Below are 13,257 nucleotides of genomic sequence, written 5' to 3'. Positions count from 1 at the left end.
GTCGCCGGGAAGCCGGCGGGGCAGCGCGCGATTCACCGGAAACGCCGCACATGGGTCTTCCTGCGTCACTCTTGACGACAGAACTGGTGCGCGGTGTTATTTTTGTCACGGTCAGGCGTTGCATCACTCCGCGCTTGGCTATAATTCGCGGGATTTTTCCCATTTGGAGATCTGCATGGAAAGCATCGAACAGCGCGTCAAGAAGATCGTCGCTGAACAACTTGGCGTGAACGAAGCCGAGATCAAGAACGAATCCTCCTTCCTTGACGACCTCGGTGCCGATTCGCTCGACATGGTCGAACTGGTCATGGCCCTCGAAGACGAATTCGAGACCGAGATCCCCGACGAAGAGGCCGAAAAGATCACGACCGTGCAACAAGCGATTGACTACATCAATTCGCACGGTAAGCAGTAAGCTCAGCCTATATCGTTCTGGTTGCCCGAGATGATTTCGGCCAACCGGGAATCGGGGCGGTTTCAGGAATTTGCCGTGTGGACCACTCGCGGGAAGGGCGTCGTAAAGCCCGACCCGTTTTCGTGTGGTCCACACGCGCAGCGCATCCCGAAAGCCGCCTTTCTTTTGTCTGTTTGAGGAGTCATCCGTGAAGCGACGTGTCGTCATCACCGGCCTGGGTATCATCTCCCCCGTAGGGAACGATCTGACCACCGCTTGGGACAATATCGTCAACGGACGTTCTGGCATCAGCCGCATCACCCGTTTCGATCCCTCGGCTATCACCACCCACATTGCTGGCGAAGTCAAAGACTTCGACATCAGTACCTATGTTTCGGCCAAGGAAGCCCGCCAGATGGATACGTTTATCCATTACGGCCTGGCTGCCGGAATGCAGGCCTGGCGCGACTGCGGCCTGGAAGTCACCGAAGCCAATGCCGAGCGCATAGGCGTGATCGTGGGCTCCGGTATCGGCGGCCTGCCGCGCATCGAAGAAACCCAGGTCGAATATCTGGCCAAGGGTCCTCGCCGGATTTCTCCGTTCTTCGTGCCGGGTTCGCTGATCAACCTGATTTCCGGCCATCTGTCGATCACCTACGGCATGAAAGGCCCGAGCTACGCCGTCGTGTCGGCGTGCACCACCGGCCTGCATTGCATTGGCGACGCCGCGCGCCTGATCGAGTACGGCGATGCCGACGTCATGGTGGCTGGCGGCGCCGAATCGACCGTGTCGCCCCTGGGCATCGGCGGGTTTGCCGCGATGCGTGCCTTGTCCACCCGCAACGATGATCCCGAGACGGCTTCGCGCCCCTGGGACCGCGACCGCGACGGCTTCGTGCTGGGCGAGGGCGCGGGCGTTCTGGTGCTGGAAGAATACGAGCATGCCAAGAAGCGCGGCGCGCGCATCTACGGCGAACTCGCAGGCTACGGCATGAGTTCGGACGCGCACCACATCACGGCCCCCGACAAGGACGGCCCGCGCCGCGGCGTCATGAACGCCCTGCGCAATGGCGGCCTGAATGCGGATGACATCCAGTACGTCAATGCGCACGGCACGTCCACGCCCCTGGGCGACAAGAACGAAACCGACGCGTTGAAGCTGGCGTTCGGCGACCATGCCAAGAAGCTGGTGGTCAACTCGACCAAGTCGATGACCGGCCACTTGCTGGGCGCCGCCGGCGGCATCGAAGCCGTGTTCACGACCATGGCCGTGTACAACCAGGTTTCGCCTCCCACGATCAACATCTTCAATCAAGATCCCGAATGCGATCTGGATTACTGCGCCAATGAGGCGCGGCAGATGAAGATCGAGGTCGGCCTGTCCAACTCGTTTGGCTTCGGCGGCACAAACGGCTCGATGGCCGTTCGCCGGGTCTGATTTGGAAGGCTCGGTCCGCGGGCATTGGTCGTTTCGCATACCTGTCTCGCAGCCCAGGGGAGCGACCACGCTCTTCGGGCTGGCGCTGGCCACGGCCGCGGCCAGCGCGGTGACGGCCGCGTCCTGGCACGGTCAGGCATGGGCGGGGATCGCGCTGGTTGCGGTCCTGCTTGTGCTCGCCGGGCTGTTACACTCGGCACGGAGCACCCTGTCCCCGGTAACGGAATTGCGTACGGCAGCCGGGGCTGGCCGCTGGCAGGTGCGCCGGCCGCAAGGCTGGCAAGATGCGCTGCTGCTGGATCAGCAGCGCGGCCCTGCCTGGCTGACGCTCACTTTGCAGCCCTTGCCCACCGGGAGTACGGCCTTTACCACTAGCAAAATCACTCTTACCGTCTGGCGGCAGACGTTGCGACCCGAGTCCTGGCGGCGCCTGCGCCTGCTCACGGGCGCGGCGCGGCGCGCACGCCCGGCGGTCCTCCCCCAGGAGGCGTCATGAGCGAGCGCGAAGTTGACGCCGAGCTTGTCGCGCGCGTCCAGCGGGGCGACAAGAAGGCATTTGATCTGCTGGTGCTCAAGTACCAGCGGAAGATTCTCCGCCTGTTGGCCCGGATGATCCGCGATCCCTCGGAAATCGAGGACGTGGCCCAGGAAGCGTTCATCAAGGCCTACCGGGCCTTGCCCCAGTTCCGGGGAGACAGCGCTTTCTACACCTGGCTGTACCGTATCGCCATCAATACGGCCCGGAACTGGCTGGCCTCCCAGGGCCGGCGTCCGAGCGCGCCAAATGCGATAGAAACGGAAGACGGTGAAACTTTTAACGAAACCGACAACCTAACCGATATAAGCACGCCGGAGTCCATGGCTGCCAGCCGCGAAATCGCCGAGACGGTGAACGCGGCCATTGAGGCATTGCCTGAAGAATTGCGCACCGCAATTGTTCTGCGTGAAATCGAAGGTATGAGTTACGAAGACATCGCCCAAAGCATGGATTGCCCGATCGGTACGGTGCGCTCCCGCATTTTTCGTGCGCGCGAAGCCATCGCCACCAAGTTGCGTCCATTGCTTGACACCGATGTCGAGCGTCGCTGGTAAGGAGTGGCAGTCATGCAAACAGCAGCCAAGTCCGTTGTGATCACTGATTCCTCCTGGGAGGAATCGGTTTCCGCCTGGATGGACGGAGAGGATCCCGACGATATTCTTCCCAGTCTGTTGTCCAAGGAAGGACGCCAGACCTGGGACACCTATCATCTGATCGGTGATTCCCTGCGCAATTCCGACCTGGCGCTGACACCCAGCGCGGCCTTCCAGGCCCGCCTGGCACGGGCGCTGGACGCGGAATTGCCTATCGTAGCGGCGCCCCGGCGCCGCTCGCCTTTGCGGGTGGGCCTGTCCGGCCTGGCCGTGGCGGCGGCGGTCGCGACGGTCGCCTGGGTGGCGCAGCCCTACCTTACGGGTGCGCCGGCCACGGAAGTGCGCGTGCTGGCCGATGCCAGCTCCCCGGCTTCGGCTTCCGACGATTCGGGCTTGCGCGACTATCTGGAGGCCCATCGCCAGATGGCGGGCCCCAGCGCGGTGCGGCAGGTGTCGTTTGATGTCGGAGCGGGACGTTGATGGCGCTTGTGCTTCCGTCACGCTGGCCGGTCCTGGGTCGTGCCGCCTCGGTGCAGGCGCACCGGGCCGGCTGGTTCGCCGCCACGCTCCTGGCCGCTTTCCTGGCCGCGCATGAACCCGCCGCAGCCGCCGACAAGGCGCCGGCCGGCCAGACCGATGACGTCGTCCAACTGCTGACGCGCATCCAGCAGGCGGCGCGCAAGCAGGATTACGCCGGCGTCTTCATGTATCAGCAAGGCGAGATGATCCAATCCTCGCGCCTGGTGCACGTCCTGGACGGCACCGGCGAGCGCGAGCGCCTGGAAATCCTCGACGGCCAGCCGCGCGAATACCTGCGCCACAACGAAGATGTGCAGTGCCTGATTCCCGAACGCAAGACCGTGCTGGTCGAGCGTCGCCGCGGCGACCGCTTCCCTGGCTTGCTGCTGGGGGATCCGGCCAATCTGTCCGAGCATTACAAGATCCGCACCGAACCGGCGCTGCATCGCGTGGCCGGCCGGGAATGCCGGCTGATCACGATCGAACCGCTGGACAAGCTGCGCTACGGCTATCGCCTGTGCGCGGACGTCGAGACCAACCTGTTGCTGAAGGCCCAGACCTTGAACGCCGCGCGCGGCGTGGTCGAGCAGGTCTCCTTCACATCGTTGCGGCTGGGCTCGGAAGTGGATCCCCAGTCGCTGTCGTCGCGCTGGAACACGCGCGACTGGAAGGTGCTGGAGCCCACCATGAAGCCGGTGGATCTGGCGGCTCAGGGATGGCGCATCCCGGCGCCCAAGGGCTTCACGGCGATCATGCAGGTGGCGCGCTCCATGGGACGCGGTTCCCCGGTAAGCCAGATGGTGCTGTCCGATGGCCTGGCGGCCATCTCGGTGTTCATCGAGCCCTATGACAACCAGCGCGAACGCCATCCGCCCCACGGCGCGGCGCAGCGCGGCTCGATCAATGTCTACAGCGCGCGCATCGCGGACTTCTGGCTGACAGCCGTGGGCGAAGTGCCCGTGGCGACGCTGGAGCAACTGGCGGAAGCCACAGAATACGTGCCCGCCGCACCCGCGGCGGCAGCACCGGCGGGGGCAGGATCCAAGTGATCCTCCCAGCGCGGCAAGTAGTAATTTCGGAGTGACATATGAAAGCAATGACGGTGTCGAACGCTTTTTTCCGGCGCTTTCTGGCGGTTGTCGCGGCGGGCGTGATGTTGTCCACCGCGTACGTTCCCGCGTCGGTCGCGCAGACGCCGCCGGCCGGGCTGCCCGATTTCACGAACATTGTTGAAAAAGCCGACCCCGCGGTCGTCAACATCCGCACCACCGCCACCGTGCCGGTGCGCGGCGGCGGCGGCCCGGGCGGCAATGATCCGTATGAGCTGTTCCGCTGGTTCTTCGGCCCGGAATTCCAGCCTCCGGGCGGCGGCGGCCAGCCGTCGCCCAATCCGCGCCAGCGCCCGCAGCCTTCCCAGCCGGAAGAGCGCACCGTGCCGCGCGGCGTGGGCTCGGGATTCTTCATCTCGGCCGACGGCTACATACTGACCAACAACCACGTGGTGGTGGATGCGACGGACATCTATGTGACCCTGACCGACGGCCGCGAGTTCAAGGCCAAGGTCATCGGCACGGACGAGCGCACGGACGTGGCGCTCATCAAGATCGAAGCCAAGGACATGACCCCGCTGGTGATCGGCGACCCCAAGAAGCTGAAGAAGGGGCAATGGGTGCTTGCCATCGGTTCGCCGTTCGGCCTGGATTCCACCGTGACCTCGGGCATCGTCAGCGCCATAGGCCGGGACACCGGCGAATACCTGCCGTTCATCCAGACGGACGTCGCGGTCAACCCCGGCAACTCGGGCGGTCCGTTGATCAACCTGGAAGGCGAGGTGGTGGGCATCAACTCCCAGATCATTTCGCGCAGCGGCGGCTTCATGGGCATTTCGCTGGCCATCCCCATCGACGAAGCCATGCGCGTGGTGGATCAGTTGCGCGCCACGGGCAAGGTCACGCGCGGTCGCGTCGGCGTGCAGATCGGCGAAGTGGGCAAGGACGTGGCCGAGGCCATTGGCCTGCCCAAGGCCGAAGGCGCGCTGGTCAGCAGCGTGGAAGCCGAAGGTCCGGCCGAACAGGCGGGCGTGCAGCCGGGCGACGTGATCCTGAAGTTCAACAACGAGCCGATCAAGCGCTGGTCCGATCTGCCGCGCATCGTGGGTGAAACCAAGCCGGGCACGCGCGCCGACATGGAAGTCTGGCGCAAGGGCAAGAGCATGACGCTGTCGGTCAAGGTGGGCGAGATCCCGGCCGAGAAGACGGCTGCCAACGGGAAGAAGGCGGCGCCTGTTCCCGAGGTCACCAACGCGCTGGGCCTGGGCGTGGTGGACGTGCCCGCCGACGTGCAGAAGAAGCTGCGCATCAAGGGCGGCGTCCAGGTGAAGGTTGCCGAGGGCGTGGCCGGGAAGGCCGGCCTGCAGGAAGGCGATATTGTGTTGGCCCTGAACGACACTGACGTCACCGGAGCCAAGCAGTTCGCCGAACTCGTCGCCAAGCTCGACAAGGGCCGCGCGGTTGGCCTGCTGGTGCGCCGCGGCGACCAGACGCAGTGGGTGGCGGTGCCCGCGACGAAGTGATGTTCTTGGCGCCCCGACTGGGGCGCTTTTTGCCCAGGGGCGGCCCTTAGGCAAAAAAAAAGCCCAAGACCAGCTAAAATGGCTGGTTGCCGCAAGAGGGGGCGCCAGGCGCCCCCTCGTTTTGCCCGGGCTTTGAGCCCCAGCGCCCATCACGTCTGCCGTGCGTACTCCGGCGGCGGTGTCTTCCGGCAGTGTGCCGAGTGTTCCGTCCCTTATAATTTCAAGCATGCAGCATATTCGCAACTTCTCCATCATTGCCCACATCGATCATGGCAAATCGACCCTGGCCGATCGCCTGATCCAGCGCTGCGGTGGATTGGCGGATCGCGAAATGTCTGCGCAGGTGCTCGATTCCATGGAAATCGAGCGCGAGCGCGGCATCACCATCAAAGCCCAGACCGCCGCCTTGCATTACAAGGCGAAAGACGGCAAGACCTATAACCTGAACCTGATCGACACCCCGGGGCACGTGGACTTCTCGTATGAAGTCAGCCGCTCCCTGTCGGCGTGCGAAGGCGCGCTGCTGGTGGTGGACGCGTCCCAGGGCGTCGAGGCCCAGACCGTCGCCAACTGCTACACGGCCATCGAGCTGGGCGTGGAAGTGCTGCCCGTGCTGAACAAGATGGATCTGCCGCAGGCCGATCCCGAGGGCGCTCGCCAGGAAGTCGAGGACGTGATCGGCATCGACGCCTCGGAAGCGGTGCTTGCCAGCGCCAAGACCGGCATGGGCATCGACGAGATCCTGGAATCCATCGTGGCGCGCGTGCCGCACCCCAAGGGTGACCCCGACGCGCCGCTGCAGGCGCTGATCATCGACTCGTGGTTCGACAACTACGTGGGCGTGGTGATGCTGGTGCGCATCGTCAACGGCGTGCTCAAGCCCAAGGACAAGATCCTGCTGATGGCTTCTGGCGCCACCCACCTGTGCGAGCAGACCGGCGTGTTCACGCCGAAGTCGCAGCAGCGTCCGCATCTGTCGGCGGGCGAGGTGGGCTTCATCATCGCCGGCATCAAGCAACTGGAAGACGCCAAGGTCGGCGATACCGTCACGCTGGCCAACAAGCCTGCCCCGTCGGCGCTGCCGGGCTTCAAGGAAGTGAAGCCGCAGGTGTTCGCCGGCCTGTACCCGGTGGAAAGCTCCGAATACGACCAGCTGCGCGATTCGCTCGACAAACTCAAGCTGAACGACGCGGCGCTGATGTTCGAACCGGAGGTCTCGCAGGCCCTGGGCTTCGGTTTCCGTTGCGGCTTCCTGGGCCTCTTGCACATGGAAATCGTGCAGGAACGCCTGGAACGCGAGTTCGACATGGACATCATCACCACCGCGCCGTCGGTGGTGTACGAGGTCGAGCAGCGCGATGGTTCCGTGATCACGGTGGAAAGCCCGTCGCGCATGCCGGAAGTGGGCAAGATCCAGGACATCCGCGAACCCATCGTGAAGGTCACGCTGTTCATGCCGCAGGACTACGTCGGTCCGGTCATGACGCTGTGCAACAACAAGCGCGGTTCGCAGGTCAACATGAGCTATCACGGCCGCCAGGTCCATCTGGTGTACGAGATTCCGCTGGCCGAGATCGTGCTGGACTTCTTCGACAAGCTGAAGTCGGTCTCGCGCGGCTACGCCTCGATGGACTACGAGTTCCTCGAGTACCGCTCCGCCGACGTGGTGCGCGTGGACCTGCTGATCAACAACGATCGCGTCGACGCGCTGGCCGTGATCGTCCACCGCAGCAATGCGCGCCACCGCGCCCGCGATGTCGTCACGCGCATGCGCGGCCTGATCCCGCGCCAGATGTTCGACGTCGTCATCCAGGCGGCCATCGGCGCTGAAATCATCGCGCGTGAAAACGTGAAGGCGCTGCGCAAGAACGTGCTGGCCAAGTGCTATGGCGGCGACATCTCGCGCAAGAAGAAGCTGCTGGAAAAGCAGAAGGCCGGCAAGAAGCGCATGAAGCAGGTGGGCAGCGTGGAAATTCCGCAGGAGGCGTTCCTGGCCATCCTGCAAGTGGAAGACAAATAGAACCAAAAAGAAGGCGGTTAGCTGATGAGTTGGAACTTTGCCCTGATCCTGTTTGTTCTGCTGGTGGTGACCGGCATTATCTGGGTGCTTGATCTGGCGGTGCTGCGCAAGGGGCGCGAGCGCCGCGCGCAAGCGGCGATGGCGCAGTACGATGCAGCCCTGGTCGGCGACGCCCAGGAGGCCGAGCGCCTGCGCCGGGAAGCCGGCGATGCGGCGCGACGCGTGCCGTGGTGGATCGAGTACGCGGTCAGCTTCTTTCCCGTCATCCTGTTCGTGTTCATGCTGCGTTCATTCGTGGTGGAGCCGTTCCGCATTCCGTCGGGCTCCATGCTGCCGACGCTGCAATCGGGCGACCTGATCCTGGTGAACAAGTTCAGCTACGGCCTGCGCCTGCCGGTGATCGACAAGAAGATCGTCGAAATCGGCAAGCCGCAGCGCGGCGATGTGTTCGTGTTCCGCTATCCCGTGGATCCGGATGTGGACTACATCAAGCGCGTGGTCGGCCTGCCGGGCGACGAGATCGCCTATCTGGACAAAAAGCTGTACGTGAACGGCGAATTGGTGCCGCATGTGCGCGACGGCGACTATTTTGAACCGGACCGGGTTTCGTATATTGCCCAATATAAAGAGAAGTTAGGCGACGTTGAGCACAAAATCCTGCTGGATGAGGGCAAGCCGCAGGATTATTCCCCGATGTGGCAATTTCCCAACCGCGGAAACTGCCAATACAGCCGCAATGGGGTACGCTGCAAAGTACCCGAAGGGAATTTTTTCGCCATGGGCGATAATCGGGACAACAGCGCCGACAGCCGATACTGGGGTTTCGTTCCTGAATCCAATATCGTTGGCCGCGCGTTCTTCATCTGGATGAACTTCAGCGATCTCAGCCGCATCGGCCGGTTCAACTGATTATGTCGCTAGCCACGCTAGAAACCCGCCTGGATTACCACTTCAGTGATCCAGCCTTGCTTGAACAGGCACTGACGCATCGCAGTCATGGTGCGCGCCATAACGAGCGACTGGAATTCCTTGGGGATTCCGTGCTGAACTTCGTCGTGGCGGCGATGCTGTTCGAACGCTATTCCAAAATCGACGAAGGCGATTTGTCGCGGCTGCGGGCCAATCTGGTCAAGCAGGCGTCGCTGGCGGATATCGCCCAGCGGCTGGAGCTGTCGCAGTACCTGCGCCTGGGCGAAGGCGAACTGAAAAGCGGCGGTTTCCGCCGCCCGTCCATCCTGGCCGACACCGTCGAAGCGATTTTCGGCGCCGTGTTCCTGGATGCGGGTTTTGACGCCGCCCGTCGCGTGATCGTGCGCCAGTACCAGCCGGTGCTGGCCTCCGTAGACCCCAAGACCCTGGGCAAGGACGCCAAGACCTTGCTGCAGGAGTTCCTGCAGGGCCGCAAGCTTGCGCTGCCGTTGTACACGGTGGTGGCTACGCATGGCGCGGCCCACAGTCAGCAGTTCGAAGTCGAATGCGCCATCCCGGCGCTAGAGATCAAGGTTATGGCGCCCGGCGCCAGCCGCCGCGCCGCCGAGCAATCGGCGGCCAAGCTGGCGTTGGAGGCCGCGCTGGCCATCAGCCCGGCAACCAAGGCTGCCCGCAAGTCGGGCAAGGCGCGCAAAACCGCGCAATTGTCGCTGCCCGTGGCAGTGGCTCAAGAGACTAAATGAGCGATACCCCTTTTCGTACCGGCTTCGTTGCCATTGTTGGCCGACCCAATGTGGGCAAGTCCACGCTGACGAACGCCCTGATCGGTTCCAAGATTTCCATCGTGTCGCGCAAGGCGCAAACCACGCGCCACCGCATCCACGGTGTGCTGACCCGCGAGCACGAACAGTTCGTGTTCGTCGACACGCCGGGCTTTCAGACGCGGCATGGCGGCGCGATGAACCGCATGATGAACCGCGTCGTGACGCAGGCCCTGGCCGATGTGGACGTCGTGGTGCATGTGGTTGAAGCCGGCAAGTGGTCCGAAGGCGACGCCAAGCTGCTGCCGCTGCTGCCCAATCCGGAGCGCACGATTCTGGTCGTCTCCAAGATCGACGCATTGAAGAACCGCGACGATCTCTTCGCCTTCGTTTCCAAGATCATGGCGCTGCATCCCTTCGGCGCCGTGGTGCCGGTCAGCGCCAGCAAGAACCAGCAGCTGGACCAGCTGCTGGAAGAAATCGCGACCCGCCTGCCGGAAGGCGAGGCGATGTTCGAAGAAGACACGCTGACCGACCGTCCCATGCGCTTCATCGCCGCCGAACTCGTGCGCGAGAAGATCTTCCGCCTGGTGGGCGACGAACTGCCTTACGGCTGCACCGTCGTCATCGAGCAATGGGAAGAGACGGCCAAGGGCGCGAGCATCAATGCCTGCGTGGTGGTCGAGCGCGACAGCCACAAGCCCATCCTGTTGGGCACGGGCGGCATGCACATGAAGCGCATCGCCTCGGAGGCGCGGCAGGACATCGCCAAGCTGCTGGACAAACCGGTGCACCTGGAGGTCTACATCAAGGTGCGCAAGGGCTGGTCCGACCGCGAGGGTGCGCTGCGCGATCTGGGCTATGAGTAGACGGGCGCCTCGCGTCCAGGATCGCCCGGGGTTTATGTTGCACGCCACGGCGTGGCGTGAGACATCCCTAATCATTCAGACTTTCTCGCGCGATCATGGCTGCGTGGCCATGGTCGCCAAGGGCGCCAAGCGCCCTTATTCCGTTCTGCGTCCCGTGCTGTCCGCCTTTCAGCCGCTGCTGCTGTCATGGACCGGCAACGGCGAAGTCAAGACGCTGACGCGCGCCGAGATCGCGGGCATACGCCCGCTTGCCGGCACCGCCCTGATGTCGGCCTGGTACATGAACGAGTTGCTCTTGCGCCTGTTGCCGCGCGAGGACGCGCATCCGCTGTTGTTCGACGCCTACGACATGGCCCTGCAGCAATTGTCCGGCGGCACCCGCGCTGCGGGCGCGCTGCGCCGTTTCGAATGGACCTTGCTGCGCGAGACCGGCTATGGCGTGGACGAGGATCCGCCCGATTTCGATGACCCGGTGATCGAGCCCGCGCTGCGCAGCGACCTGCGCGCGCGCCTGGCCGAGAACCTGGCCGGCCGCCCGCTGTCGACGCGGCGCGTGCTGCTGGATCTGCAGCGCATCTGAGCGCGTTGCGCCCGAGCCATGACCTTCACGCTCAAACAGGTCGAGACCTTCCGCACCGTCTATGAAACGGAAAGCGTGACGGCCGCCGCCCGGCGGCTGGACGTATCGCCCGCGACAGTCAGCGCCACGCTGGCCGCGCTGGAGGCCAGCATCGAGCTGCGTCTGTTCGAGCGCGTGCGCCAGCGCATGCAGCGCACGCCCGAGGCCACGCTGCTGTATGAGGAAATCCGCCGCTTGAATGTGGGCCTGGAAAGCCTGGGTCGCAAGATCCGCGCGATTCGGGGCGCGGCCCAGCCGCGGCTGCGCATCGGCTGCATCCATGCCTACAGCGGCGCCATTGTCAGCGATGCCATCTCGCGCTTTCGCGCGCGCTATCCCGACACGCCGCTCTATCTGCAGATCCGCGACTCCAATACCCTGCGGGACATGGTGGTGTCGGGTGAACTCGACCTGGCCGCGGTCGCCGACGAGTCGGAGCTGGAAGGCCTGCGAGGGCATCGCCTGGCCAGCCTGCGCGCGGTGGCTGTCTTCCCGGCGGGGCATGCGCTGGCGCGGTTGGACTCCGTGGAGTTTTCGCACCTGGCCGAGGCGGATGTGATTGCCTTGAACGCGGAGGACGGCTCGCGCAAGCGCCTGGACTCCCTGTTGCGCCAGGCGGGCCAGAGCCTGAAGGTGGCCATCGAGACTCCGTATTCCAGCACGGTTTGCCAGCTGGCTCTGGCCGGGCATGGGGTCGGCATCGCCAACCCCGCGACGGCGCTGGGCATGGAGGCGTCAGGCCTTTGCTATCGTCCGCTGGCGGCCCCCGTGCATTTTGAATGCCACATGATCCTGCATGGCAGCAGGCCCTTGTCCGAAGCGGGCAAATTCTGGGCCACCTGCCTGCGCGCGGCGCTGGCTCCGCTGGTCGATCGCTTCGGCGTCTAGCGAGGGCAGGGGATCAGCCGCGGCGCCCGTCGGACGTCAGCATCAGCACCACGGATGATTCCGCGTCCAGCACGCCGGTACGCCTGAGCCGGGACACGGCAGCCAGCGAGGCCGCGGAAGACAGCTCGGTGGCCAGGCCCATGCGTTCAAGCCGTTGCCGCGCCAGGGCCGCGTCGGCGTCGGAGACATCAATGGGCGCCCCGCCGGAGCGGGACAAGGCTTCCAGCGCTTGCAGGGTGCAGGTGCCGCCCGCGATCGAGTACTGGTCCGTCACGCCTTCCCACTGGCCGCGCGCATCGCCCGTGGCGCGGGCCCGCGACAGGCGGGCGTAGGGCTCCACCGCATGCAGGCGGGGCAGGCGCTCGATGTGCCCGCTTTCCAGCAGGTGCTGCCACCCCAGGAAAATTCCCCAGAGCAGGTCCCCGCGCGCCGTGGGCACGACGATGTCGGTTGGCAGTCCGCAGTCGTCCAGGATCTCCTGGGCGATGGGCTTGTAGCCCTCCACGCCATAGGGGTGCGTGCCGACCGGCGGATTCAGGTAGTTGGTGCCGGCGAACGCGCCGTGGTTGCGGCACAGGTCCTGCACGTACGGCCAGCGGCCCAGGCTGTCCTCGAAGGCGCTGAGCCGCGCGCCGAAGCGTTCCATGGCTTCGCGCTGCAGGGGCGGGCAGTTGCGGGTGATGGCGATATCGGCCTGCAGGCCGGCCGCGGCGCAATAGGCGGCCAGCGAAACGCCGGCATTGCCGCTGGAGGCCGCCGCCACGCGGGAGGCGCCCGCCAGACGGGCGCGCGACACCAGTTGGGCCGCCATGCGGTCCTTGTGGCTGCCGGTGGGATTGGCGCTTTCACACTTGAGCCAAAGTTGGCCGATGCCTTCGGACCGGGCCAGTTCCGTCGCAGCCAGGCTGGGGGTGGCGCCTTCGCCCAGAGTGACGGGCGCCAGCACGGGCAAGGGGATGGAGCGGTCCTGGGGGGATGGATCGTAGAGGCATTCCAGCGTGGCGGGGTGGCCGGCCACGAGGCAGCTCGGACATCCTTCGGGATAGTCGCCGGGCGCCCACAGGCGGGTGCAGCGGATACAGCGCAGGCCGGACAATCGGGGGTTCATCTGCATGG

At 64.8% G+C, this 13,257-nt stretch carries 14 protein-coding genes; 13 read left to right on the top strand and 1 reads right to left on the bottom strand.

The features are described 5' to 3' along the window. The first annotated feature begins 175 nt into the window (after positions 1 to 175). The 13 genes from acpP (at position 176) to HLG70_RS15085 (ending at position 12,141) form a co-directional block, all read left to right on the top strand. Complete coding sequence (gene acpP, locus HLG70_RS15140) at positions 176 to 415, top strand: acyl carrier protein (protein WP_003813816.1); 240 nt, start codon at positions 176 to 178, stop codon at positions 413 to 415. A gap of 187 nt (positions 416 to 602) precedes the next feature. Then, on the top strand, positions 603 to 1,832 hold the full coding sequence (fabF, locus tag HLG70_RS15135) for a beta-ketoacyl-ACP synthase II (protein ID WP_171664241.1): 1,230 nt from the start codon (positions 603 to 605) through the stop codon (positions 1,830 to 1,832). Continuing rightward, positions 1,786 to 2,328: a protein YgfX gene (locus HLG70_RS29695; RefSeq protein WP_326491107.1), complete on the top strand. Its 543-nt coding sequence runs from the start codon at positions 1,786 to 1,788 to the stop codon at positions 2,326 to 2,328. The genes fabF and HLG70_RS29695 overlap by 47 nt, the downstream gene beginning before the upstream one ends. Next, positions 2,325 to 2,924: an RNA polymerase sigma factor RpoE gene (gene rpoE, locus HLG70_RS15130; RefSeq protein WP_171664240.1), complete on the top strand. Its 600-nt coding sequence runs from the start codon at positions 2,325 to 2,327 to the stop codon at positions 2,922 to 2,924. The genes HLG70_RS29695 and rpoE overlap by 4 nt, the downstream gene beginning before the upstream one ends. Positions 2,925 to 2,936: 12 nt before the next feature. Then, entirely contained in the window at positions 2,937 to 3,443 is a 507-nt protein-coding gene (locus HLG70_RS15125) for a sigma-E factor negative regulatory protein (RefSeq protein WP_171664239.1), read from the top strand. After that, the gene (locus HLG70_RS15120) at positions 3,443 to 4,531 is read left to right on the top strand and encodes a MucB/RseB C-terminal domain-containing protein (RefSeq protein WP_171664238.1); all 1,089 of its coding nucleotides are present in this window, start codon (positions 3,443 to 3,445) and stop codon (positions 4,529 to 4,531) included. Before HLG70_RS15125 ends, HLG70_RS15120 begins: the two co-directional genes overlap by 1 nt. Positions 4,532 to 4,635: 104 nt before the next feature. Continuing rightward, entirely contained in the window at positions 4,636 to 6,054 is a 1,419-nt protein-coding gene (locus tag HLG70_RS15115; protein ID WP_419144821.1) for a DegQ family serine endoprotease, read from the top strand. 226 nt (positions 6,055 to 6,280) lie between these two features. Then, positions 6,281 to 8,074, top strand: coding sequence for a translation elongation factor 4 (lepA, locus tag HLG70_RS15110; protein ID WP_171664236.1), 1,794 nt, complete (start codon positions 6,281 to 6,283; stop codon positions 8,072 to 8,074). A 24-nt stretch (positions 8,075 to 8,098) separates the two neighbouring features. After that, the gene (gene lepB, locus HLG70_RS15105) at positions 8,099 to 8,983 is read left to right on the top strand and encodes a signal peptidase I (protein ID WP_171664235.1); all 885 of its coding nucleotides are present in this window, start codon (positions 8,099 to 8,101) and stop codon (positions 8,981 to 8,983) included. A 2-nt stretch (positions 8,984 to 8,985) separates the two neighbouring features. Then, positions 8,986 to 9,747, top strand: a complete 762-nt coding sequence (gene rnc / locus HLG70_RS15100) for a ribonuclease III (protein ID WP_171664234.1) — start codon at positions 8,986 to 8,988, stop codon at positions 9,745 to 9,747. Then, positions 9,744 to 10,634: a GTPase Era gene (gene era, locus HLG70_RS15095; RefSeq protein ID WP_171664233.1), complete on the top strand. Its 891-nt coding sequence runs from the start codon at positions 9,744 to 9,746 to the stop codon at positions 10,632 to 10,634. Before rnc ends, era begins: the two co-directional genes overlap by 4 nt. Next, positions 10,627 to 11,214: a DNA repair protein RecO gene (recO, locus tag HLG70_RS15090; RefSeq protein ID WP_171664232.1), complete on the top strand. Its 588-nt coding sequence runs from the start codon at positions 10,627 to 10,629 to the stop codon at positions 11,212 to 11,214. Before era ends, recO begins: the two co-directional genes overlap by 8 nt. An 18-nt stretch (positions 11,215 to 11,232) precedes the next feature. Then, positions 11,233 to 12,141: a LysR family transcriptional regulator gene (locus HLG70_RS15085; protein ID WP_171664231.1), complete on the top strand. Its 909-nt coding sequence runs from the start codon at positions 11,233 to 11,235 to the stop codon at positions 12,139 to 12,141. A gap of 13 nt (positions 12,142 to 12,154) precedes the next feature. Here the strand turns inward: HLG70_RS15085 and HLG70_RS15080 are convergent, their stop codons facing one another. After that, on the bottom strand, positions 12,155 to 13,255 hold the full coding sequence (locus HLG70_RS15080) for a pyridoxal-phosphate dependent enzyme (protein ID WP_171664230.1): 1,101 nt from the start codon (positions 13,253 to 13,255) through the stop codon (positions 12,155 to 12,157). Between the last annotated feature and the right edge of the window lie 2 nt (positions 13,256 to 13,257).

This window comes from Achromobacter deleyi, assembly GCF_013116765.2.
Lineage (GTDB): Bacteria > Pseudomonadota > Gammaproteobacteria > Burkholderiales > Burkholderiaceae_B > Achromobacter > Achromobacter deleyi_A.
This window is presented reverse-complemented; position numbering and strand designations above follow the sequence as displayed.